The organism is Streptomyces sp. AM 4-1-1 (assembly GCF_029167625.1).
In the GTDB taxonomy this organism is placed as follows: Bacteria; Actinomycetota; Actinomycetes; order Streptomycetales; family Streptomycetaceae; genus Streptomyces.
In genome coordinates, this window is record NZ_CP119145.1 from 4,268,309 (window position 1) to 4,291,176 (window position 22,868).

The window sequence follows — 22,868 nt, forward strand, 5'->3', positions numbered from 1 at the left end:
GCCCCGGGCGGGACCACCACCGCGTACAGCCGGAGCCGGGTCGGTACGGGGAGCCCGCACCCCGCGCTCCCCGGCGTGTACCGCTGCCCTGTCACGGTAGGCCGCGGGCCCGCGAAGCACATGAGTCCACCGTCTGACGTCGCCGCGCCGAAGTACGACCGCAGGAGGAGTCCCGCTACCTTCCGCGGTCGCGAAGCAGCCGTTCACCTGGCGTGTCGATCGCGACTCCGATCGCACAGGCGAGATGCCCGGGTACGACTCCGGTCGCACGGGGGACGTGCCTCGGATTGCGACTCCGGTCGCATGCGATGGCGACCCGGGATCGATGTGGCATCACGTGCCCCGCCCCGAGGATGGCCGGGTGACCGAGATCATCGCGGGACTGTACATGTCCCCTCCGGAATTCCTTGCCTTGCTGGGTGCCGTCACGCTGGTGGTGGCGCGCTGGCTTCCCCCCGCTGTCCGCCCGCGCGTCACGATCGCGGCGGGGGCGGTTCTCGTGCTGTCCGCGATCGTGCTGGGTGTGGTGGGTATCCGCTGGCAGATGCTGCCGGTGCTGGCAGGCGCTGCCGTCGTGTCGCCGTTCGCGCTCTCTCCCCTGCTGCGACGCCGTACCGGCCGGTCGGCGTGGCGGGCCCGATGGTGGCTGGCGCTGCCGGGGTCGTTGGCCTGTGTCGGCCTGATCGCCACGGGTCCGGTGGCCGCCTGGGCCTTTCCCGTACCTGTGTTCCCGGAGCCGTCGGGCCGTTTCGCGGTCGGCACCCGCGTGGTGCAGTGGACCGACCCGCACCGCCCCGAGAGCTTCACCGCCGATCCGCACGACCGGCGCACGGTCGTGGTCCAGCTCTGGTATCCCGCGCGGAAGAGCCCCGCAGGCGTGCGGCGGGCCCAGTACCTCGGACGCACGGAGCACGAGGCGCGCACCGTTTCCGATGCCCTCGCCCACGGGGTCGGCCTGCCCGGCTTCCTGGTCGACGGCGTCCCGAGGGCCCGCACCCATGCGGTCTTCAACGCCCCGGTGGCCGACGGGGGCGGGCGGTTCCCGGTCGTGCTGTTCTCTCCCGGGTCGGGCGGAGTGCGTACCCAGAACACCGCCTGGGCGGAGGAACTGGCCAGCCACGGCTATGTGGTCGCCGCCCTCGACCACCCGTACGACTCCGCCGCCGTCGTCCTCGCCGACGGGCGGACGATTCACGCCAGGACCACCTCCACCGGAGACCGGGACAAGGACGACGAGCTGGCGGTCGGCTGGACGGCTGTACGGGCCGCCGACCTCGGCTTCGTCCTCACCCAGCTGGACCGCTCGGGCCGAGGTGAGATCACCGGCCCGCTGACCGGACGCCTGGACACCGGCCGGGTCGCGGTCACCGGCCACTCCATAGGTGGTGCCGCCGCTCTGCAGGCGGCCCGACAGGACCACCGGTTCGACGCCGTCATCGATCTGGACGGCTACCCCCACGGCCCCACCTCTCCCGCCCTCCGCCGGCCGACGCTCGCGCTCACCCAGGCCATCACCCCCGATACCGACCCGCGTTACCTGCCCCGCCTCACCGAGGCCCTCAGGCTCAGCACCGCGACGAGCTACCGGCTCACCCTTCCCGGCGCCGCACACCTCACCTTCATGGACGGCCCCCTGTATCTGCCGCCCGTGCCCTCGATCGTCGGCTCCCTGGGCCGCACCGGCAGCCCGCACGTCGTCGCCGCGACCACTCTCGCCTTCCTGGACGCCACCCTGCGGCACGAACCCGGTGACCTGGCCGCCGTTCTGTCGGCCTACGGCGACCTGAGCGTCCACCACCCGGACACCAGCCGCTGATCAGCTGTGCCGCGGCGGCCGACGGCACGGCCGTTCCCCTCCCCGGCCGGAGCGCGGTTCGCGCCGCCGCCCCGCCGTGGACGGTTGGGTGGAGCGGAACACATGAGGAGACAGCGTCCGCCGCCCGGCGGGGGACGGGCCGCGGGGAATGTGCGGGTCATATCAGCAGCGCGAAGAAGAGGAAGAAGGCCGCCACCAGAACAACGACCACCAGGATGGCGATCAGCGGCCCCTTGGCCCATCCCTTGGTCGGCTCATGTCGCGGTCCTGTTTCCGACATGCTGCCTTCGGCCGGAGGGGTGTCCCCGACCGGGACGCCTCCCTGGGGGTCGAGGCCGGATGTCTCACGCGGGTCGGGGTCCTGATTCTCGATGTTCATCCCTTGTGGGTAACCCGTGCGGGAGGAATCACACGGCAAATCGCCGGTCCGGTGTGCCGTGGACGCCGGCGTGCCGAGGGACGCGCCCGAGGTCGGTCGGGGGTCCACCGTCGGCGTGCGCTGTACGAGACGGCTGTCCGGCGGGGGTGACCGGTGGTGTTCAGCCCCCGTCCAGCAGTCGGAGTACGGCCTCCTCCACCGGCCCCTGCGTCGCGGGACGGCCGAACACCGCGCCCTCTCCCAGCCGGTCCAGCTCGTCTGCGATCGTCCTTCCCTCCTCGAACAGCTCGATGAGGCGCGGGTTGATGTAGGAGGCGCGGCACACCGCCGGGGTGTTGCCCAGATAGTGGCTGACCTCCCTCACCACCCGGGCCACGGCCCGTTTGCGTGCGGCCGGTGTCCGGTGGCTCGCGGGGACTGAGACGGCCAGCCCCACCGCCGCCAGGACGGTGGCGTGCCAGGTGCGGAAGTCCTTCGCGGTGACGTCCATCCCGGCGAACTCCTTGAGACACGCGTTCAGATCCGTGCTGGTGAGGCCGTGCCACCGGCGCCCCTGCCAGTACTCGAAGAGCTGGCCCTCACCTCCGCGCCTGCAGAGAAGCGCTCGTACGGTCTCGTAGGCAGGCCGATCCACCAGTGCGCGCACCTGCGGCACGGCCGATTTGCCCGGATAGGAGAAAGAGATCACGCCCGCGCGGCAGACCACGTGCTCCCGGAGCATCGTGGTGAGTCCGTACGTCTGGTTCTCCCGGGCGTAGGCACGCGTTCCGATGCGGAAGAAGCCGAGGTCGAGCAGCCGCACCGCGCACGCCGACACCCGCTCCCGTGAAAGACCGCGCCGTGCGAGACCGGTCGCCGCATGTTCCCGCAGCCGTGGCAGGGCGCCGGCGAACTCCCGTACGTGCTCGTGCTTCGCGTGTTCCTGCCGCGCCCGGAACTCCTCGTGGTAGAGGTACTGGCGGCGGTGGGCCGCGTCCGTGCCGAGCGCCTGGAGATGGCCGTTGGGCCAAGGACAGATCCACACATCGGTCCAGGCGGGCGGGATGGTCAGTGCACGCACCCGCTCCAGATGGCACGGATCGGTGAGGGGATCGCCGGCGGTGTCCAGGTATCGGAAGCCCCGGCCGCGGCGCTCTCGCCGCAGCCCCGGCGCCTGGGGGTCCGCCGTTCGCAACCGCATCGTCGTCAGCGCCTTTCAGCGTCGTGGGCATGACGCGCCGGGAAGGCGTCACCGTGCCGATCGCCGGGGATTCGACATGTGATCGCTTCCTCGTCGCCGGCGCGAAGGCCGGCGTCCGTGGTGGCCACTGGGTGCCCCCTCCGCAGAGGCCGAAACGTCCCTCCGTGGCTGCCGCCGCGACGGGCGAGAGCGGGCGGCCTTCTGCCGTGGCGTCACCGGCGCGGACCGCCCGGCGAGGCTATTTCTCGGGGTCGTGGCCCCAGTTCATCAGTGAGTGGCGCCAACGGGTCCCGCTGACGTCGCTATCGGGGCGCTGAGCCAGGTGCCGCCGCACATAGCCGGTGACCTTGCGCATGTGCGCGAGGTCGGCGTCGCTGAGTTCCGCGTCGCGGGTCCGTAGCAGTGTCACGATCCGTCGGCCGGAAGTGTGACCGGTGGACTCCCCGCCGCCGTTCTTCTGACCCACCTCGCGCGACTGCTCCGTGCCGAGCCACTTCTCCAGCTCACCGGCGGTCATGTTGACGGCCTCGCCGAAGCGGTGGAGCGTGTCCTGCCATTCCTCGTCGCTCCCACCGCTCACGATCCGCCGCCACTCTTCTTCTTGTCCAGCGACTCCGGACGGTGGACGGCCTTCCTGCCCGTCCTCCCGCTCCGCACCTCGTACTGCGGCTCGTCCTCGGAGGCGTCCACCGTCCGGCCGGCCGCCTCGGTCCGCTCCTCGACCTTCCGGGTGACGGACCCCTCGACCTCCTGCCCGTGGCTCCGCCAGGTGACGTCGTCGCCCCTGGAGAGCTTCTTGTCCTTCTTCGCCATGATGAGATCCCTTTCGCTCACCGACCGGTGCCGGGATTCCGGACCACCGTGTGCGTGCCCGCCGTCGTCAGGATCACGGCTGCGCGCTCCGCACGCACGGCGGCGGCCGGCCCTGCGTACCGCCGATCCGCCGATCCGTCGGTCTGCCCGAAGCGGCGCGCAGTGCCGGACCGGGACGTCCACGGTGGTGACGCTGCCGCCGACGAACGCCGCCGTACCGCCCACCGCAGGCTTCTGGTCCGGTTGATCCGGTCGAGAGGCCCGCGGTGCGTGACATCGGCCCGGGGCGTGAGCGGGGCATGGCGCCTGGGCTGGGCGAAAGGACGGAACTCCTGCGCGAGCAGGTGAGGGAGCCGGGCCGGGCGGGCACACGTGTCCGGAAGGTCTCGCGCCTCGATGGGACGGAGAACAGGTGATGGCCACTACAGCGGGCACGGCCCGTGCGGCTACGGGGCCACCGAACACCCTTCGGCTGCCGGGAATCGTCCTGGGAGTCGGTCTGGGCGGTTTCGTCGACGGCATCCTGCTGCACCAGCTCCTGCAGTGGCACCACATGCTCACCAGCACCAACCACGACCGCATCGGGGTGAAGTACTACAACCCGAAAACGGTGTCCGGGCTGGAGATGAACACCGTGTGGGACGGCGTCTTCCACGCCGTGTGCTGGCTCGCCGTCCTGCTGGGCCTGGCGATCCTGTACTCACGGGTCACCCACGACCGGCGGGCGGTATGGGCCTCGCGCAAGCTGTGGGGCTGGATCTTGGCCGGGTGGGGCCTGTTCAACCTGGTCGAGGGCATCCTGGACCACCAGATCCTGGGCATCCACCACGTCCACGGCGGCCCCTACCAGGCTTGGTGGGACACCGGCTTCCTCGTCCTGGGCGGCCTGTTCCTGATCGGCGGCCACCTGCTCCAGCGCGGCGGCCGGGCCTTCGATCCGGAGGTTCCCCGTGGCGCCGGGCGGGGCGGGGGCCCCGCCTGATGGACGGCACGCACCACCACGGCGACGGCGGTGGTGGCCTGCCGTGGGCGGTGCTGACGGCGCTGGTCCTGCTCGCCGCCGCCGTCGGCCACCTGCTCGCCGTACGCCGGGCCCGACGCCGTAACCCCGCCCAGCGGTGGAGTTCCTGGCGGGCGGCGTCGTTCCTCACCGGGCTGGCCCTCCTCGCCCTCGCGCTGCTTCCACCGCTGGGGCCGGCCGCGCACACCGACTTCCGCGGGCACATGGCACAGCACATGCTCATCGGCATGTACGCGCCGCTGGCTCTGGTGCTCGCCGCGCCGGTCACCCTCCTGCTGCGCATCCTGCCGCCCGCGCGAGCCCGTCGGGTCACTGCGGTGCTGCACAGCGCGCCCGCGCGGACACTGACCCGTCCCGCGACCGCCCTGCTGTTGAGCACCGGAACCCTGGGCCTGCTGTACTTCACGCCTCTGTACAACGCCGCCATGGCCCATCCGGCCGGGCACTGGCTCATGCACGCGCACTTCCTGGCGTCCGGATGCCTGTTCGCGTACGTCATCGCGGGCCCCGACCCCGCACCCTCCCGGCCCGGTGTACCCGCCCGGCTGGTGTGTCTGGGCGTCGCGATCGCGGCCCACGCCCTGCTCGCGCAGGCCATGTACGGCGGGTTCTTCGTCGATGTCCACGCCCCCGTCGGCCAGGTCCGGCAGGGCGCCGAGATCATGTACTACGGCGGAGACATCGCCGAACTCCTGCTGGCCGGCGCACTGGTGGCCACCTGGCGGCCTGAACGACGCCCCCGGGCAGGGCGGCGGACCAGGCGCCCGGCGGCGGGTACCGCGGCCGCACCGCGCTGACCGGGCGAGGGCATCCCTCACCCGGTACTTCGGGCGCCGCGGCAGCGCCCTCTGAGCCGTGACTCGGACGCCGTTCGGCCGTGCGGGGGAGAGCCCGTGCGGGGGAGAACCCGCACAGGCCCGCACGGAGGAGAACCCGTGCGGGCCCGCACGGAGGAGAACCCGCGCGGGCCCGCACGGAGGAGAACCCGCACAGGCGAGAACCCGCACGACCCGGCGAAGGAATCCGGCTACGCCGTCCAGCAGGGAGCGCACAGCGTCTTCTCGGCGTACCCGAAGAGCGGCTCGGTGAGCCTCAGCCGTCGGCGCTGGGCACCTTGAGGGGGTCGCGCGGAGCGGTCGGCCTGGCGGCGGCGAGCTGCTCCCCGAGATCGGTCAGACGGTTGCGCCCCAGGGCGGCCCGGACCTTGGGGAACCACTCCTGTTCCTCTTCCTCGACATGGTGGCGCACGTTCTCGACCAGTACCGTCATCTTGGCGTCGAAGCGTTCGTCGGTCGGGTCCAGGCCGGTCAGTTCAGCCAGCATCCACAGCACCACGTGGTGTTCCTCCACGCTCTCCAGCACGTGGTCCTTCGTCTCGGGGACGGCCTCCCGGGCGGCGGGATAGAAGATCTTCTCCTCGATCCACGCGTGCGCGGTCAGCTCCTCGATGACCTTGTCAGCGATCTTCCGCTTGGTCTTGTAGGCCCTCTCACCGGCTTGCTCGAATTCCTTGAACAGCTTCTCCACGACCTTGTGGTCGTCCTTGAGCAGTACGATCGCGTCCATCGGTGGGCCGCCTTCCGGGCACGGCAACCGCCCCTCCGGGTGAGGGGGCGTCAGGGGTGTCAGGCCGCCGTTACGGCGTGCCTGAGCCCTCGTCGTGTGCCCGGTCGCCGCCCTGGAACACCCACGGACTGGCCCCACCGGCACGGCCGCCACGTTCTGGCGTTCTGCCGTGCCGGGCATCGAGACGCGGGCGGAGGGGGACCGTCCGCCCGGTGACCGGGACCGGCGGGACGAGAGGGGCCGTGCGCCTGACGACTCGGCGCCGGTCGGGCTGTCCCGCGATCGCTGACGGCGCGTCCCCACCGCGGCGACGGTCTCCGGTCTCCCACAGGTCTCGGACTGCTCATGAGGAACAGGGGTAACAGGGGAAACAGACCACTGTCCGTACCCGCAGGAGTTGGCACAAGGTGACCAGTCAGACCGCTCTGCCGTCCCTCCCGGCCCGGCCCGCTGCCGGACCGGTACGTGTGGCGTCGGTGCCGGCCGGACACGTCTATGTGCGCCACTGCGCCGACCCGCACGGCGAGGCCGACGTGGTCCGGTTGGACGATCCTCGCCCCAACGGCGCCCCCAGCACGTCCCAACGCTGGTGGCCGCCCGTGATGCTCGATCCCGCCTGGGTCGCCGAGCACCATCGCGAGTTCGACGTCTACCACCTGCATTTCGGCTTCGACGCCCAGAGCCCCCGGCAGCTGTCCGAACTCGTCTCCGCCCTGCGGCGCCACGGCAAGCCGCTGGTGTACACCGTCCACGATCTGCGCAATCCGCATCAACCCGATCCCCGGCCCCATGAAGCCGCTCTGGACGTTCTGGTCCCGGCGGCTGACCGGCTGATCACGCTCACACCCGGGGCCGCGACGCAGATCCGGAGACGTTGGGGTCGCTCCGCCACCGTCCTGCCGCATCCACATGTGGTCGAGCAGCCGGCTCTCTCCCGGCCGAGGCCGGGACGGGACAGCTTCGTGGTCGGAGTGCATGCGAAGAGCCTGCGGCCCAACATGGCCGTACTACCCGTGACGCGCGTCCTTGCCGAGACGGTCGCCGAACTGCCCGGCGCGGAGCTGCGGGTGAACATTCACCACGAGGTCGCGGACCCGGCCGCCCACGCCTACGCCCCGGAAGTCCTTTCCGAGTTGCGCGAGTTGCACGAGCGCGGGCTCCTGGAATTGCGTGAGCATGATTACTTCAGTGACGAACAACTGTGGGACTACTTGGCGGGCCTGGATCTTTCGGTCCTGCCGTACACCTTCGGCACCCACTCCGGCTGGCTGGAGGCGTGCCACGACCTGGGCACCGCCGTCGCCGCGCCCACCTGCGGCTTCTACGCCGAACAACGTCCCTGTCTGTCATACGCCGGCGAAGCGCCGGAGGGGCCGGACCCCGAGTCGCTGCGTGCGGTGATCACGGAAGCGTACGAACGACGTCCCGCGTGGCGGTCCACACCAGGCGAGCGCGCGAAAGAGCGCAGCGCTGTCGCGGCCGCCCATCTCGACCTGTACCACGAGCTGTTGGGGCGGACTCCCCGTTGCGCATAGCACTCGTCGCGTCCGCGCGCTTTCCGATCAAAGAACCCTTCGCCGGCGGACTGGAAGCGCACACCTGGACTCTTGCCCGCACTCTCACACAACGCGGTCACCAGGTGGAACTCTTCGCCGGTCCCGGGACCGATCCCACCCTCGATGTGCGTGAACTCCCGGTGCGCCGGGCGCGGTTGAGTGAGTCTGCCCGGTCGGACGTGAGTATGCCCGACGGCCAGTGGATGGACGAGCACCACGCGTATCTCCGGCTGATGCTGGACCTGGCAGGCAGTGACGGCCGCCGTTTCGACGTCGTGCACAACAACAGCCTGCACTACCTGCCCATCGCCATGGCCGCGGCGCTCCCGCGGCCGGTCATCACGACGTTGCACACGCCGCCCACCCCCTGGCTCGAATCCGCCATACAGACGAGTGAGCGCTGCCCTGTGGTCTTCACCGCTGTCAGCGCGCACACCGCACGGGTGTGGCGTCCGCTCGTCCCGGCGGCGCGGGTCGTGCGCAACGGCATCGACACCGCTCTGTGGAGCCGGGGACCGGGCGGTCCCGGGCTCGCCTGGTTCGGCCGTGTGGTCCCGGAGAAGGGGCCGCACCTGGCGATCGAGGCAGCCCGCCTGGCGGGAGTCCCCCTCCGGCTGGCGGGCCCGGTGGGCGACACGGAATACTTCCGCGAGCGTGTGGCCCCCTTGCTGGACGACACCATCACCTATGCCGGCCACCTCGACCGCAGGGGCCTGGTGGACTTCGTGGGACATGCGGCGGCAGTCCTCGTCACGCCTTGCTGGGACGAACCGTACGGCTTGGTCGTCGCCGAATCCCTGGCCTGCGGCACGCCCGTGTGCGGCTTCGACCGGGGGGCTCTCGGGGAGATCCTCACCCCCGAGTGCGGCAGACTGGCGCCCGCCGACGACGTGGCCGCCCTCGCCGAGCTGATCCCGGAGACCATGCGTCTCGACCGTCTCGCGGCCCGGGACCGCGCCGAGCGGTTCTGTTCCCTGGACGCCATGGCGGACCGTTACGTCTCCCTCTACGAGGAACTGGCGGCACGGTGATCGGTTACTACGTCCACCACCAGGGCCGGGGCCATCTGCACCGGGCGATGTGCGTGGCCCGGCACACCCGTACCCCGATCACGGGCCTGTCTTCGTTGCCACGGCCCGAGAGTTGGAGCGGAGAATGGGTACGGCTGCCGTTCGACACCGATCCGGGCGCCCCGCAGCCCGTGCGTGACCCCGGCGCGGGCGGCAGACTGCACTGGGTCCCTCTCCACCACGACGGATTGCGCGCACGGATGGGGGCGATCGCCGACTGGATCACCCGGACGGCACCCTCCCTCCTGGTCAGCGACGTCTCGGCGGAAGTCACCGTGCTGGCACGACTGATGGGCGTCCCCGTGGTGGTGTCGGACATGCGTGGGGACCGCTCCGACCCCGCCCACGCCCTGGCGTACGACATCGCCGACTGTCTGATGGCACCTTGGCCCGAAGAACTGCCGGAGCCGGGCCGCCCACTTCGCTGGCGCCGGAAGACGGTCCACACCGGCGCGTTCTCCCGCTACGACGACCGGCCGCGTCCCGCACCTGCGCGGCCGAAGGGTCCTCCGCGTCAGGTGCTGGTGATGCTCGGCGCGGGCGGCAGCGACATCAGCGCCGCGCAACTGCGCGACGCGGCCCGGGCCACACCTCGGTGGGACTGGCAGGTACTCGGCGGAACGGGACCCACGTGGTGCGCCGATCCGTGGCCCCTGCTGACCACGGCAGACGTCGTGATCACCCATGCGGGACAGAACGCGATCGCCGAGTGCGCCGCAGCCCGCCGACCGGCCGTCGTCATCCCGCAACACCGTCCGCACGAGGAACAGCACGCCACCGCACGCGCGCTCGACACCGCTGGTCTGGCGTCGGTACGGCCGCGATGGCCGGAGCCGCACGAATGGCCCGACGTCCTGGCCGCCGCCTGCCGAACGGACGGCCGCCGCTGGGCCCTGTGGGCCCCCGGGGACGGAGCTTCCCGAGCCGCACACCTGCTGGACAGCCTCGCGGCGCAGGCGAGGACCGGAGGGACGACATGCGCATCGCGGTGATCACCCCGGTGGCCGGACGCCACTCCCATCTGCTCCTCCAGCAGGACGGACTCGCCGCCGGCACCCGAGTCCCCGACCACTACGTCCTGGTCACCATGGACGACCCGCGCGCCGCCCCCCTCGTCGCCTCCCGGACGCCTGCGGCCGAAACGGTTCCCGTACCGGTTCAGGACGGCTGCCTGCCGCTGGCCGCCGCCCGTAACGCCGGAGCACGGCACGCGCTGGAGGCCGGCGCCGACCTCCTCGTCTTCCTGGACGTCGACTGCGTGCCGGGGAAGAACACGATCGCCCGCTACGCCGGGAACGCCGTCGACGGAGCGCTGCTGTGCGGCACCGTGGCCTACCTGCCGCCTCCACCGCCGGAGGGCTACCGCCTCGCCGCTCTTCCGCGGCTCGCGAAGCCCCATGAGGGACGGCCCGACCCCGCCGAAGGGCAGATCCTCCGAGGCGGCGACCACCGCCTCTTCTGGTCGCTGTCCTTCGCCCTCACCGCTGTCACCTGGCACCGGACCGGCGGTTTCTGCGAGGAGTACATGGGTTACGGGGGCGAGGACACCGACTTCGCGCGCCAAGCGGCCGACCTGGGCGTGGAACTCCGGTGGCTGGGTGGTGCGCCTGTCCATCATCAGTACCACCACGTGAGCAGACCACCCGTCGAACACCTCGACGACATCCTCCGCAACGGCGCCGTGTTCAAACGCCGCTGGGGCAAGTGGCCCATGGAAGGCTGGCTGCGCGACTTCGCCGAAATGGGACTCGTACAGTACGACTCGCGCACAGACATGTGGCACAAGGGGCCACCGATCGATTCCTGAGTCGAAGGGCCCCCGGTCCGGAGAGGCGGCACTCGACCCCGTTGACCAGCTGTGCGGAGAGGCGTCGCGGTCGCAGCCCTCCCGCCCGCCGACGCTTCGGCCTGCGCGCACCGTTGGCCGAAGGTGCGGGCGAAGCGGTCACCGTCGGCGCGGACGACGACGCGCGTTCCGACCCGGCTGCTCCGGGCACGCGCCATGAACAGAACGCGGGGAGTACGGCGGCGGGCCCGGGGTAACCGGATCGTTGCGTGACCCATGTGAGTATTGGTGCAAGGGAGACATTTGATGCTGATGGCGCATCCCGCGGTCCTGCGGAACCTGGTCGAGCAGTACGACACGCTGCGGATTCTGCACGCACAGAACAGCGGTCCGGAGGCCAGGCAACGGATGGACGACATCGCCTACACGCTGTGCGTCTCCACCGGCACCCGCGACATCGACACCGCACTCGTCGCCGCGCGCCACGGTCTGCCCGGCGCCCGCCCCGAGGACGACTCCCTCCTCACCGCCTGAACGTCGGCGCGCCCGCTGACGCCCGGCCGCAACTTGGCCTGTTCACATCGGGTACTTCTCGGGCCGAAGGGGTCAGTGCACCGCGCGCAGCATGCGAGTGACGTTGATCCGGGTGGGCGACAGGCCGAGCTCCACGCTCTGCATCATGCGTTCGCCGTTGAGGCGGCCGTACGCGAGCAGGTCGACGTTGGCCAGGCTGAACTCCGGCCACGTGTGAATGCTCAGGTGCGAGGCCGACAGCAGCAGGATCGCGGTCACGGCGCCGTTGGGGAAGACGTGGGAAGCCTCGCCGAGGACCTTCGCGTTTCCCTTTTCCGCCGCGGTGTGCAGCAGTTCGAGGAGGCGCTTTTCGTCGGTCAGGATGCTGTGGTCGCTGACCCAGACATCAACGGCGTACGAGCAAAGGTCGTCGACGTTTATGTCCTCGGTCGCAAGGTCGCTGGGGTTCGTCGTCATGGCACATCAGGGGAAACGGGGCCTGCCCCCTTCCCCGTCTCCTTTCACGTGGGGGAGTTCTGCTCCGGTGCGCAGCCACTCGGTAACCCGTGGTACACGCTCCTTGTGTTCAACTTCCCAAGCTTAGCATCCTGGCGTGCTGCCGCACGGCGTCGGCCGCCTACCAGGGAGGGAGGAATCCGCCCCGGTGCAAGGCGTCCGTTCAGGAATTCGACCGGTGGATTGCGGGAATCCCGGATGCCGGGACGCCGGCCTCATGTGAGGGTGATTCCGTCAAGGGGAACTGACGTGCCTCGCTTTCACTGGGACCGTGGCGACCGGAATGCGGGGGAATGCGATTCCGTTCATCGGGTGAATTCGCTTCGCCATTGTGCGGGGGCTCCCGGTTTCGGGTCTCCGCTGTTCCGTGCGTGTTCTGAAGGGCGACGGCTCTCGGACGGGTGTCACGCGGGGGCCGACTCAGGGGCGGGCGGAGGGCGGGTGGGGGCGTGTGGCGGTCCTGGGCGCGCTCCGCGATGTGGCCCCGCGTGGCCGTTCGCCGGAATACGTGTCGTCCCCGGGCGGAGATGTTCTTAAAGGGTCTGCGGGGCATGGTCATCGTCTACACTGTCGAGGACGATGGCCACACTGAGGATGATATTTTGAAGGATTCGAGTTCGATTGCACGCATCAAGGCGGATGCCGTTCTGCGGGAAGTGGCCGAAGCGGTCAATCTGCAAGAGGGCGTTCCGGGTGTGCGCACCGTTCTGAGGGCCATTCGTCGACTGGCTCCGGTTTCCACCAAAGATATCAGCCGGGCCACGAATCTCCCGGTGCCGATCGCCGCGGCGGTGAGCAGTGAGATGCGCCATCGCGGCCTCCTCACCGAAAAGCGTCCGTCCCGGCTGACACCCGAAGGACTGGCACTCGTCGCGGAGCTCGGAATGGATCTCTCCCTCGACGCGACCTGCCTCGATTGCGGCGGGCGTGAGATCGTCATTCCCCCGGTGCTGGACGAGGCGGTCCGGCGGCTCGCCGAGATCATGGAGACCGGCCCCGGGGCCGACATGGCTCTGGACCAGTCACGGTGCACGCCGGAGACCAAGGTGCGCAGGGTGCTCGCGCTGCTGCGGGCCGGGGTGCTGCCGGGCGGCTCGCTGCTGCTGGTCGGGGACGACGACATGGTGTCACTGGCCGTCGCGGTGGTCGGTGACGTGCTCGGCTCACCGCTGGTGGAGCGGCTCACGGTCCTCGACATCTCCCCCGAGATCCTCGGTCACATCAACGAGGTCGCCGCCGGTCACGAGATCAGGATCGATACGGTCGAGCATGATCTGCGGCGCCCGATCCCCGATCATCTGCGTGATCAGTTCGATGTGGCGATGACCGACCCGCCGTACACGCCGGAAGGCGCGCGGCTCTTTCTGTCGAGAGCTGTGGAGGGACTGCGTCCGGGGGCCGCCCACAGCGTCTTCTTCTCGTTCGGCGCCAAGAACCCCAACGAGATGCTGGAAGTCCAGCGGGAAATCCTGAGCCTGGGGCTTGTCACCAACGGATTCATCCATAATTTCAACGAGTACGAAGGCAGCGGCATCCTCGGGGGCAGTGGGTTCTTCCAGCACCTGCTCACCACCAGCGCCACCGAGTCGCCCTTGGAGGCGGAATACGGAGGGCCGCTGTACACGAGGGACAAGCGCTCGCGGCAGCGGGAATACGAATGCGTCTCCTGCCAGGCGCGCTTTCCGGTCGGCCCGGGAGCCGAGTGGACGTCGGTCGGCGCTCTGCGGGCGAACGGCTGTCCCCGGTGCGGAGGGGGCCCGTTCAAGCCACGCCAACTGGTCAGCATGACGCAACCGGGTGAGTCGCCGGCTCCGGAGGCGGCACCGCCCGTCGCGAGCCCCGAGAGTGCCCCCTCGGCTCCGGCCGTGCCCGTCCAGTCGCTCCCCCCGGTACGGGAGGACGCGCGAGGGGCCGACGGGTTCGTGGTGCGTTCCGCCGGGAGCGACGATCTCGACGCGATCGCGTCCTTCGAAACGGAGATCGCCAAGGTCTCGTTCGGTGACGACGCGATCGACGACCCCCAGCGGCACCGCGCCCGGCTGGGCAGGGCGATGCAGAAGTCCCGGGCAGGGATGTACGTCGCCTGCGACCCGAGCGGCGCCGTGGTCGGCTGGCTGTGGATGAGCATCAACAAGAACACGATGACCAGCGACCAGTACGCCAATGTCCGCTCGCTCGCCGTGTCACCGGTCGAGCGGCGGACCGAGGTCGCCGAGCTGCTGATCGCCACCGGACTCGACTTCGCCGACGAGCACCAGGTGGGCGAGGTGACCGGCAGGGTGTACTCGGGGAACCTCCCGATGCGCGCGCTGTACGAGAAGTTCGGCTTCGACGTGACCCACATGGCCATGAGGCTCAGACTTCCGAACCAGGCCCGACCTGTGGACACCGACCGGTGACGAGGACGGCGCGGTCACCCTCGATCGGTTGACGTGCGTGGTCCGGGACCTCGACGGCACCGTCCGGGACGAGGTGACCGTCGAATCCCGGACCGGGGCACCGCAAGCGCCGCGTGCCTGGGCGTCGGCCGCGATCGGCGTGTTGGCCGAGCGCGGCGCACTGAGCGGCGGTGCCGGCCGTACCGCGCCGTCGGTGCTTCCGCTGCTGCTCGCCGATCCGGCGCCGTCGTCGCGGTTCGTGGCGCCCCAGGTCGGCCGACAGGACAAGGGCGAGGCGCCGCCCCGGATGGCCGACGGACCGCGGATGGCCGACAGGCCGGGGACCGCGGTGGAGTCCCTGGTCCTCGTCGACGGCAGCGCGTACGAACGGGCCGAGGCCGGTGGGGCGTTGCCGGGTCGACGATGCCTCGCGGACGGGTCCCCGGGGCACCCGTACCCGGAATCGGATGCTCTGTCACAAGGGTCGGCGCGCGTGGCCCGGCCACGGCTCCCGGGCAGCTCCGGAGGGTCTTCGTCATGCTTGCCGCAAGCCGAAGAGGCACGTTAGTGTGAATTTGTATCCGAGTGGTCGGCGTAGTAGTCGAGTTGCACTTCACCACTTCTCTTCTGAGGCGTGAAGCGACAGGGGGCGGCAACGCAGATGCGGTTCGATCAAAGGGTTTTACATGAGGTCCGGCCTGTAGCCCCCGGCGCGCGCGGGACGACAGCTCCGAGGACGGCCGGTTCCGAGGGCTTCGGCCCCGGTCTCCGCCCCTTCGGCCGGCGTTGTTGTCGCGACGGTGTTTGATGACGGCTGACGTGTCCGTGACCGCGGGCCGGGCGAGCGCCGATCGCGCCGTGTGTGTGACCGGCATGGCGTGGACGACCGCCCTCGGCAATGAACTCGGCGAAGTCTGGCAGAAGTTGTTGAGCGGGTGCAGCGGCATCCGCGAGTTACCGGCCGACGCGGCGTCGACGATCGGCAGGGCCGCCGGACTCGGAGGCGGCGATTTCGAAGGCGGCGAGCTGGCCGCGCCGCCCGCTCGTCGGCAGGTCGCCCTGGCCGCCACGACAGCCGGGGCCGCGTTACGTGACGCGGGCTGCGAGCCCGTCGGCATCGATCTGTTCGTCCTCGGCAGCAGCCTCGGTCCACATCTGGACGACGCCGCCGACACCTCTCCGAACGACCTGACGGTCCTGGTCGGCAAAGAGCTGGGCCTCGGGCAGTCGCCCGTCTCGCTCAGCACCGCGTGCTCCTCGGGCGCCGACGCGATACTCGTCGCGGCCGCACTGATCCGCGGCGGTGTGGTGGACCGCTGTCTGTGCGGGGGTATCGACCTGCTGAGCGCGGCCAAACAGCTCGGACACTCCACGCTCGGCACGGCGTCACCGACCACCATCCGCCCGTTCGACACCCGTCGCGACGGCATGATGCTCGGCGAGGGAGCCGGATTCCTCGTCCTGGAGGCCCGGTCGGCGGCGCGCGACCGTGGCGCCCGCGTGTGGGGCGAGGTCAGGGGCTGGGGCTCCTCCAACGACGCCTCCGGGCTGACGGCCCCCGACACGTCCGGCGCCGGAGCGGTACGCGCGGTCCGGCGGGCCTTCGCCAAGGCCGGTGTCCGCGCCGAGGACATCGCGGTGATCAACGCCCACGGGACCGCGACCAAGGTCAACGACGACACCGAGGCCACGTGCTTCGCGGAACTCTTCGGCGGCACCGGGGCCGAGCCGGTGGTCTTCGCCACGAAGCCGGCCTTCGGCCACACCCTGGGCGCCACCGGAGCGATCGAGGCGATCGCGCTGCTGCTCTCCCTGCACCACGGAGTCGCCCCGCCGCTCCCGCAGTGCGAGGAGATCATGCCCGGTTTCCCGCTGCCGCTTCCCACCGAGGGGGCGCTCCCGCTGACGGGCGCGACCGGCTTCAGCCTCACCCTCGGATTCGGCGGCTTCAACACCTGCCTGGTGCTGGAGCGCGGCACTCACGAAGGCAGGGCGACATGACCGACTCCCCCTGGTGTCCCGAGGGAACCGTCCTCGTGGGAGACGCGGTCGTCGACCTCGCCGACCCCGGCAAGGCGCCCCGCCGCATCCCGAGCACCTACGCCGATCCCGTGGCCTGGATGATGGCGGACGCGGTGGCCGCCGCCCTCGACGCCTGCGGCGCCGACGCGCCGGCGGAACTGTCCGAGGTGGCCGTCATCGGGATCAGCGAGCACGCCACCCGCCACACCCTTCGGGCCGTCGCCGCCGGAGTCCCGGCCGGCCGGATGTCGCCCATGCGGTTCGCGGCGGCCGGCCCCGGTTCACTCGTCGGCGTCGTCTGCGCGGTGTTCGGATTCCAGGGACCGACCCTGATGCTGCCCATGCCGGTCGCGGACGCCGCCGTGGTGACGAGGGCGATGATCACCGACTGGCTGACCGGCGACGCCGCGAGCGCCGCTCACGTGGTCGTCGTGACACATGAGTGCGCGGAGGACGGCCGTCATCGCGCACGCTGCTTCGTGCTGGGCCGGCGAAACACAACGAGGGGGAGCCAACTCGTATGACAGGGCAGCAGTTCGACCTCGCAGGGATCGGCGATTTGCTGCGCCGTGTCGAGGAGGTGCACCCCTCACAAGGCGATGACCACCTCACGCTGGACGCTCTCGTGGAGCGCTTCGCGGCGCTGCCGGCCGAGCCCGGATCGGTCGTCGTGATCTCGCTGCCCAACAGTGCCCGGCTCCTGCGCATGTTCTTCGCGGTCTCCCTCGCCGGGCACACGCCGGTGCTGCTCGCCCCGTCGACACCGCCGTCCAGAGTGCTGGGCATCTCCCGGCACCTGGGCGCGTACGCCCTCGTCCGGACCTGTGTCAGGCCGGTGGACTACGGCACGGGCCAGGTCACCCCGATCGACGGCGTGGACCTCGCGCTCTTCGACGACTGGCCGCACCGGCGGCACGACCCGGGGCACGTCATCCTGATGACGTCGGGTACCTCCGGCATGGCCACCGGATGCCTGCACAGCGTGGACTCACTGCTGCGCAACGCCCGGCGGCACGTCGCCTCGATCGGCCAGCGGGAGCAGGACGCCGTGCTGGTCGGCCTGCCGGTGTTCTACTCCTTCGGACTGGTGGCGCAGGTGCTGGGCAGCCTGGTCTCGGGATCACCGCTGATTCTCGCGGGCCCGCCGTTCTCCGTCGCCGACTACGCCGACACCATCAGCCGTTACGGAGTCGGCGTCTCCGCCCTGACCCCGATCCAGGCGAAGTCGATCGTGGGGGTGGGCGAGGAACTGCCCGATCCCCTGCGGATTCTGAGCATCGGCGGCCAGGCACTCGACCCCAGCTATGTGTCCCGGCTGGTGAAGAGCAACCCCGGACTGAACCTGTATCTGACCTACGGCCTGACCGAGGCCGGCCCCCGGGTCTCCACGCTCGCGGCCCACCGTGAACACCCCGACCGCTACCACTCGGTGGGGCTGCCCATGGACGGCGTCGAGGTGCTGACCCGTGAGTCGAGCGAATACGGCGAGCGTGAACTGCTGGTGCGTTCGGACACCGTCTACCGACAGCGGGTGGGGGACATCCCGCTGTCGAAGCGCGGAGAGCTGATCGAGCCGGGGCTGCTCGCCACCGGTGACATGGGCTACGTCGACGACGACGGCTATGTGTACGTCAGCAGCCGGCTCTCGGACTTCGCCATGGTCAGGGGCGAGAAGGTGTCGCTGGCGACGGTGCGCAAGGCGGCCGAGTCGCTGCCCTGCGTGGTACGGGCCGCGGCGCGGGTGGTGAGCGACGGCGCGGGCGACGACGAGTACGCCAAGGTCGGACTCGACATCTACGTCAACGACTTCGACGTGCCCTCCGAGGCCGATGTGCGGCGGTCGCTGCGGACACTGCTGACCCGCAGCGAACGTCCCGTCGAGGTACGCATCCACCCGCTGCGGTCCGGCGAGTTCCACAAGTGACGCCGCCCGATCAGGTGGCCGGTCACGGGGGCGAACCCCTCACGCTGTACTGCGTACCGCACGCGGGGGGCTCGGCCCGGACCTTCCTGCGCTGGCGCCGGGAGATGCCGGCGGCGGTCCGGGTGGTACCGCTGGAGATCGCGGGCAGGGGCCGCCGGACGCGCGAGCCCCGGCACGCGAGTCTTCAGGAGGCCGCGCGCCGTCTCGCCGACGGCATCGTGCCGAACGGGCGGTACGCGATCCTGGGCCACAGCATGGGCGGGCTCATCGCACATGAACTGGCCCGGCTGCTGACGGACCGGGGCGACGCCCCGGAGTTCCTGGTGGTGGCCGCGACCAGACCCTGTCATCTGCTCACACCGGAGCTGCACGCGCCCCTGCTGGACCTGCCGGACGACAGGCTGCTGGAGACACTGGCGGAAGGCGGCACGATCCCCGAGGAGTTGCTGCGCTCCCCGATGAGGCAGCTCTTCGTCCCGGTGATCCGGGGCGATCTGGAGCTGATCGCCGGCTACCGGCCCGACCTCGAAGCGGAGCCGCTGCCGGTCGAGTTGACGGCCTGGTACGGGACCGAGGACCCCGCCACCCCGGGGGACGTCATGGCCGGCTGGCAGCGCCACACCCGGCGGCCCTGCCGCGTCGAGGCGTTCCCCGGCGGGCACTTCTTCCTCCACGAGCACCTGGAGCACGTCACCGCGCGCCTCGTCGAGCTGGCCGCGACGGGCGTGAACGCCATGTAGTGCCGCGGCCGGGCCGGTACGGCCACCGGCCGTGGCGTCGTCCGGCCCATGGCGACGCGGGGGTGGTCACCGGGAGGACCCGGTGACCACCCCCACGCCGTCGTGCCGCGGAGGGACCCGCGGAAGGGCTCAGCGAAGGGTCATCCCGTCACGGGGCAGCCCGAGCCCCTGACGGCCTCGCCGTCCACCGGGCCGTCGTGCCGGGTCCCGAGCGCCCAGTACGTCTGCTCCGCGGCCCGCCACAACTCCGGGAACAGGGCGAAGTCGGACCGGGACTCCATCGTCGACACCGAGCGGCCGCCCAGGCTGCGCGGGAGGTCCGTCTGCTCGTTGTCGTGCCGCAGACCGGGCTGACCGCCCAACTGGGCCCAGACCATGATCAGATGGCTCTTCTTCCAGCCGAGCACGCTGGAGTCGAACCGCAGCATCGCCTTCCACACCAGGGCGAGGGATTGTGCCTGCTGGGAGCTCTTCTCGCTGTCGGCCGCGTCGTTCTGGACACTGATCAGTTCGGCCGCCGTGCACCCGGCGCGATCCATCGCCTGCTCGAAGGACTTCCAGAGCGGACGGGCGACGCGGCGGAGATTGCGGTACCCGGGGGAGTCGAGACCGGTGGCGTCCTCCGGCAGCGAGTTGCGCATCATCAACAGGCTGTGCTGCGGCAGATGGTCGGAGAGCATGCGCACCGCGTTGATGGTGATCTCGCTCAGCTCACGCGATCGTTCAAGCAGCCGCACGGCCTGCTGGCAGCGGTCGTTGTCCAGGTGCTCCTTCACCCGACGCAGCTCGTAGTGGATCTGCACCCACGCGTACTCGCTGATGAGGTGCGTGACCTGGAAGAACCGCTGGTCGGGGTGGTCCGTCTCACTCTCGGGTACCAGGGCGGACAGCGCCTGGGTCAGATTGAGGACGCTCTCGTAGTTGCTTCCCCTGTCGAATTCGTACACCAGCTGCGAGTTGACTTCGTCCGGATTCAGTGAACGCTTCACGGTGCTCCCTGTCGCTCTCTTCCGCTGCCTGGCGGCGGACGGCCGACGGCCCGGTGACGTCGGGCCGTCCGTACGGATCGCTCAAGACCGGACGGTGAATTCGAGCAGCCACATGCCCGGGGTCTCGAAGCGGAGGGTGTCGGTCAGCTCCATGCCGACCTCGGCACCGAGGCCGCGGTAGTCCTCGACGCTGCGCTCACGCGCGCCGAGCAGGACGAGCATCAGCAGATCCGCGTAACTGGCCATCACCGGGTCCTTGCCGCTGTCGACCATCCGCTCGACGATGAGCACCCGGCCGCCGGGGCCGGCCGCCTCGACGAGGCGGGCCATGATCTTCTCGGCGTCGGCATCGCTCCAGTTGTGGAGCGTGTTGGCGATCAGATAGACGTCACCGCCGGTGGTGATCGGCTCGAAGAAGCTGCCGCCGACCAGGTCACAGCGGTCGGCGACCGGAGCCAGCGTCTCCTTGGCCTGCTCGACGACGTGCTCCAGCTCGAACAGCGTGCCGCGCATCTCCGGATGTGCGGCCAGCAGCGGGGCCAACAGGGCGCCCTTGCCGCCACCGACGTCGACGACGTGCTTGACCGACGCCCAGTCGTAGATCCTGACGAACTCGGGCACCATGCGGTTCACGGTGCGGGTGAGGCCGTCGTTGAACGACTTGTCCAGCTCGGGGCGCGCCCTCAGGTCGTCCCAGAAGTCGGCGCCGTACACCTTCTCGTAGACCGGCCTGCCGGTGCGCACGGCGGTCAGCAGCTCGGCGATGGCCGGCTCGAAGCGGGCCTCGATCTCCCGGGCCGGGTCCTCCAGGTCCAGCCAGCGCTGAAGGGTGCTGGGATGGTCGGAGCCGATGACCCGGCCGACCTCGGTCACCGCGTAGGTGCCCGAGTCCTCGGTGAACAGGCCGAGGAGCGTGAGGTACCGCATCACGCGGCCCAGCGCCTGCTCGTCGGCGCCGGTCCGCTCCGCCATGGCCTTGGGCGTGTTGTGGCCGGCCTCGACGAGGTCCGGCAGGCGCAGCGTGGCTGCCACCCGTACGGCGGTGGGGGTGAACTCGGAGGCCAGCGCGAGGATCGTGTTCAGGGGGTCCTGACGGAACACGTCATGCTCCTTGTGTTGTCCGGGTGGGCGGCGGCTCGGGGACTCGGAGTGCTCAGCCGAGTGGGTCGACGCTGTCCAACGCGTCGAGCAGTGACGTCAGTTCGTCGCGGGTGCCGAGGGAGACCCGGAGATACCCGGGGAACCCGAACAGCGCGGCGCTGCGCACGAGAATCCCGTGCTCGGCGGCGAGCCGGTCCTGGGCGAGGGAAGGGTCCCGCACCTGGACGGCGACGAAGTTGGTCGAGGAGGGGAGGTGGCCGCGCCCGAGCCGGTCCAGCTCTCCGGTGAACCAGGCCCGTTGCGACTCGTTGGCCCGGCGCGTCCGTTCGAGGAACTCGGAGTCCCCGAGTGCGGAGGTCGCCGCGGCCTGGGCGATCCGGTTCACGCTGAAGGGCAGCGTGCGCAGGGTCTCCTTGAGTTCGGCGATCAACTCCGGCGCCCCGAGGGCGTACCCGATCCGCAGCGAGGCCAGCCCGTACGCCTTGGAGAAGGTGCGCAGCACCACGATCGGTGCCCCGCGGTCGAGCCAGTCGCGGGCCTGGGGGGTTCCCGGATCGGCGAAGTCCATGTACGCCTCGTCGAACACCAGGGGTACCCCGCCGGCCTCCGACGCCTTCACCAGGGTGGTCAGATCGTCGGCGGACAGCACCGAGCCGCTGGGATTGTGCGGGTTGCACACGTAGCCGATGCCGTGGTCGGGCAACCGGTCGGCGAATCCGCCCACGTCCATCCCGGTGCCGACGAGCGGCACCGCGGTGTGCGAGCGGCCGATCCGGTTCAGCGAGGCCGGGTATCCGGGGAACGTGCCGGCGTGGACGAGTCCGGGCCGGCCGCGGTCGCCCAGGGTCAGGGCCGTCGCGAGGACGAGTTCGTCGCTGCCGTTCGCGACGGCGATCCGGTCCGGGGAGATCGCCCAGTGCGCGGAGAGCGCCGCCACCAGGGCGTCCCGCTCGGGCGCCGGATACAGGTTGATGCGCCGCAGTTCCCGTTCGGCGGCCTGGACCGCCGACGGGCTGGCGCCGTACGGGCTCTCGCTCAGGTGCAGGCGGATGAGGGTGTCGGCGCCGGGAATGGTGGCGTTGTAGGCGTTCTTCCCCCGTGTGGCCGGTGCCTCGCTCACACGCGGTCCCCGACCAGGACGCCGAAGCAGTAGCTGCCGACCTCGGCTTCGAGGGTCAGGAAGCAGTGTTCGGCGCCGGCCGGAATGCGCATGACGGAGGGGGAGCTCAGCTCGTGCCGTTCGCCGTCGAGCAGGACCTCGATGCGGGCGCCGCCCTTGTTGGGTGAGACCAGCATGTAGATCTCGTCCACCTCGTGGGTGTGCGGCGCGGCGACCGGCTTCCCCACCAGGACGCTGAGTTCGCCGCCGGCGAGCTGCACCGGCAGTCCCCCGAACATGTCCGAGGTCAGGTAGAACGGCGCGGGCTGGTGGTGACCCGCGACCGCGAGCGGGATCGGCAGCTGGTCGATGATCTCGGCCTTGCGTGTCTCGGCCATG

The 22,868-nt window shown here is 70.5% G+C and carries 24 protein-coding genes; 14 read left to right on the plus strand and 10 right to left on the minus strand.

The genetic code is table 11. From position 1 onward, the window contains the following. Positions 1-325 precede the first annotated feature (325 nt). On the plus strand, positions 326-1,816 hold the full coding sequence (locus tag PZB75_RS18050; RefSeq protein ID WP_275536334.1) for a hypothetical protein: 1,491 nt from the start codon (positions 326-328) through the stop codon (positions 1,814-1,816). 157 nt (positions 1,817-1,973) lie between these two features. On the opposite strand, the gene PZB75_RS18055 is transcribed toward PZB75_RS18050, so the two are convergent. The 4 genes from PZB75_RS18055 to PZB75_RS18070 all read right to left on the minus strand — a co-directional run bounded on the left by PZB75_RS18055 (position 1,974) and on the right by PZB75_RS18070 (position 4,188). Beyond that, the gene (locus tag PZB75_RS18055; RefSeq protein WP_275536335.1) at positions 1,974-2,195 is read right to left on the minus strand and encodes a DUF6480 family protein; all 222 of its coding nucleotides are present in this window, start codon (positions 2,193-2,195) and stop codon (positions 1,974-1,976) included. A 160-nt stretch (positions 2,196-2,355) separates the two neighbouring features. Further along, positions 2,356-3,375, minus strand: coding sequence for a DNA topoisomerase IB (locus PZB75_RS18060; RefSeq protein ID WP_275536336.1), 1,020 nt, complete (start codon positions 3,373-3,375; stop codon positions 2,356-2,358). A 238-nt stretch (positions 3,376-3,613) separates the two neighbouring features. Next, positions 3,614-3,955: a DUF3140 domain-containing protein gene (locus PZB75_RS18065; protein WP_275536337.1), complete on the minus strand. Its 342-nt coding sequence runs from the start codon at positions 3,953-3,955 to the stop codon at positions 3,614-3,616. Then, on the minus strand, positions 3,952-4,188 hold the full coding sequence (locus PZB75_RS18070) for a DUF2945 domain-containing protein (protein WP_275536338.1): 237 nt from the start codon (positions 4,186-4,188) through the stop codon (positions 3,952-3,954). Before PZB75_RS18070 ends, PZB75_RS18065 begins: the two co-directional genes overlap by 4 nt. A 415-nt stretch (positions 4,189-4,603) precedes the next feature. Here PZB75_RS18070 and PZB75_RS18075 point away from each other — a divergent pair, with 415 nt between their 5' ends. Together PZB75_RS18075 and PZB75_RS18080 are read left to right on the plus strand one after the other, a co-directional pair. Further along, a complete protein-coding gene (locus tag PZB75_RS18075) occupies positions 4,604-5,170 on the plus strand; it encodes a DUF2243 domain-containing protein (protein ID WP_275536339.1) in 567 nt (188 codons plus the stop codon). Further along, on the plus strand, positions 5,170-6,006 hold the full coding sequence (locus PZB75_RS18080) for a cytochrome c oxidase assembly protein (RefSeq protein ID WP_275536340.1): 837 nt from the start codon (positions 5,170-5,172) through the stop codon (positions 6,004-6,006). The genes PZB75_RS18075 and PZB75_RS18080 overlap by 1 nt, the downstream gene beginning before the upstream one ends. A 295-nt stretch (positions 6,007-6,301) precedes the next feature. Here the strand turns inward: PZB75_RS18080 and PZB75_RS18085 are convergent, their stop codons facing one another. Further along, a complete protein-coding gene (locus tag PZB75_RS18085; RefSeq protein WP_275536341.1) occupies positions 6,302-6,775 on the minus strand; it encodes a hemerythrin domain-containing protein in 474 nt (157 codons plus the stop codon). Between the two features lie 407 nt (positions 6,776-7,182). Between PZB75_RS18085 and PZB75_RS18090 the strand changes: the two genes are divergently transcribed. The 5 genes from PZB75_RS18090 to PZB75_RS18110 all read left to right on the plus strand — a co-directional run bounded on the left by PZB75_RS18090 (position 7,183) and on the right by PZB75_RS18110 (position 11,721). Beyond that, a complete protein-coding gene (locus PZB75_RS18090) occupies positions 7,183-8,310 on the plus strand; it encodes a glycosyltransferase (protein WP_275536342.1) in 1,128 nt (375 codons plus the stop codon). Beyond that, the gene (locus PZB75_RS18095) at positions 8,301-9,362 is read left to right on the plus strand and encodes a glycosyltransferase family 4 protein (protein ID WP_275536343.1); all 1,062 of its coding nucleotides are present in this window, start codon (positions 8,301-8,303) and stop codon (positions 9,360-9,362) included. The genes PZB75_RS18090 and PZB75_RS18095 overlap by 10 nt, the downstream gene beginning before the upstream one ends. Then, the gene (locus tag PZB75_RS18100) at positions 9,359-10,393 is read left to right on the plus strand and encodes a glycosyltransferase (RefSeq protein ID WP_275536344.1); all 1,035 of its coding nucleotides are present in this window, start codon (positions 9,359-9,361) and stop codon (positions 10,391-10,393) included. The genes PZB75_RS18095 and PZB75_RS18100 overlap by 4 nt, the downstream gene beginning before the upstream one ends. After that, complete coding sequence (locus tag PZB75_RS18105) at positions 10,378-11,208, plus strand: glycosyltransferase family 2 protein (protein WP_275536345.1); 831 nt, start codon at positions 10,378-10,380, stop codon at positions 11,206-11,208. The genes PZB75_RS18100 and PZB75_RS18105 overlap by 16 nt, the downstream gene beginning before the upstream one ends. A gap of 285 nt (positions 11,209-11,493) precedes the next feature. After that, complete coding sequence (locus tag PZB75_RS18110; protein WP_275536346.1) at positions 11,494-11,721, plus strand: DUF5133 domain-containing protein; 228 nt, start codon at positions 11,494-11,496, stop codon at positions 11,719-11,721. 72 nt (positions 11,722-11,793) lie between these two features. Here PZB75_RS18110 and PZB75_RS18115 read toward each other — a convergent pair whose 3' ends face one another. Further along, the gene (locus PZB75_RS18115) at positions 11,794-12,177 is read right to left on the minus strand and encodes an S-adenosylmethionine decarboxylase (RefSeq protein WP_275536347.1); all 384 of its coding nucleotides are present in this window, start codon (positions 12,175-12,177) and stop codon (positions 11,794-11,796) included. A 590-nt stretch (positions 12,178-12,767) separates the two neighbouring features. Between PZB75_RS18115 and PZB75_RS18120 the strand changes: the two genes are divergently transcribed. The 6 genes from PZB75_RS18120 (at position 12,768) to PZB75_RS18145 (ending at position 19,280) form a co-directional block, all read left to right on the plus strand. Then, on the plus strand, positions 12,768-14,615 hold the full coding sequence (locus PZB75_RS18120) for a GNAT family N-acetyltransferase (protein ID WP_275536348.1): 1,848 nt from the start codon (positions 12,768-12,770) through the stop codon (positions 14,613-14,615). A gap of 28 nt (positions 14,616-14,643) precedes the next feature. Continuing rightward, positions 14,644-15,162, plus strand: a complete 519-nt coding sequence (locus PZB75_RS18125) for a hypothetical protein (RefSeq protein WP_275536349.1) — start codon at positions 14,644-14,646, stop codon at positions 15,160-15,162. Between the two features lie 239 nt (positions 15,163-15,401). After that, positions 15,402-16,595 carry a beta-ketoacyl-[acyl-carrier-protein] synthase family protein gene (locus tag PZB75_RS18130; protein WP_275536350.1) on the plus strand — a complete coding sequence of 398 codons (1,194 nt, stop codon included), beginning with the start codon at positions 15,402-15,404 and terminating at the stop codon, positions 16,593-16,595. After that, positions 16,592-17,140: a hypothetical protein gene (locus PZB75_RS18135; RefSeq protein ID WP_275536351.1), complete on the plus strand. Its 549-nt coding sequence runs from the start codon at positions 16,592-16,594 to the stop codon at positions 17,138-17,140. The genes PZB75_RS18130 and PZB75_RS18135 overlap by 4 nt, the downstream gene beginning before the upstream one ends. Further along, on the plus strand, positions 17,137-18,540 hold the full coding sequence (locus tag PZB75_RS18140; RefSeq protein WP_275536352.1) for a class I adenylate-forming enzyme family protein: 1,404 nt from the start codon (positions 17,137-17,139) through the stop codon (positions 18,538-18,540). Before PZB75_RS18135 ends, PZB75_RS18140 begins: the two co-directional genes overlap by 4 nt. Then, the gene (locus PZB75_RS18145) at positions 18,537-19,280 is read left to right on the plus strand and encodes an alpha/beta fold hydrolase (protein ID WP_275536353.1); all 744 of its coding nucleotides are present in this window, start codon (positions 18,537-18,539) and stop codon (positions 19,278-19,280) included. The genes PZB75_RS18140 and PZB75_RS18145 overlap by 4 nt, the downstream gene beginning before the upstream one ends. A gap of 140 nt (positions 19,281-19,420) precedes the next feature. Here PZB75_RS18145 and PZB75_RS18150 read toward each other — a convergent pair whose 3' ends face one another. The 4 genes from PZB75_RS18150 to PZB75_RS18165 all read right to left on the minus strand — a co-directional run bounded on the left by PZB75_RS18150 (position 19,421) and on the right by PZB75_RS18165 (position 22,867). Then, positions 19,421-20,269, minus strand: a complete 849-nt coding sequence (locus tag PZB75_RS18150) for a hypothetical protein (RefSeq protein ID WP_275536354.1) — start codon at positions 20,267-20,269, stop codon at positions 19,421-19,423. 81 nt (positions 20,270-20,350) lie between these two features. Beyond that, entirely contained in the window at positions 20,351-21,370 is a 1,020-nt protein-coding gene (locus PZB75_RS18155; protein ID WP_275536355.1) for a methyltransferase, read from the minus strand. Between the two features lie 52 nt (positions 21,371-21,422). After that, positions 21,423-22,490, minus strand: a complete 1,068-nt coding sequence (locus PZB75_RS18160; protein WP_275536356.1) for a histidinol-phosphate transaminase — start codon at positions 22,488-22,490, stop codon at positions 21,423-21,425. After that, positions 22,487-22,867 (minus strand): cupin domain-containing protein, encoded by a 381-nt coding sequence (locus PZB75_RS18165; RefSeq protein WP_275536357.1) that lies wholly within the window; start codon positions 22,865-22,867, stop codon positions 22,487-22,489. Before PZB75_RS18165 ends, PZB75_RS18160 begins: the two co-directional genes overlap by 4 nt. Position 22,868: the final 1 nt, after the last annotated feature.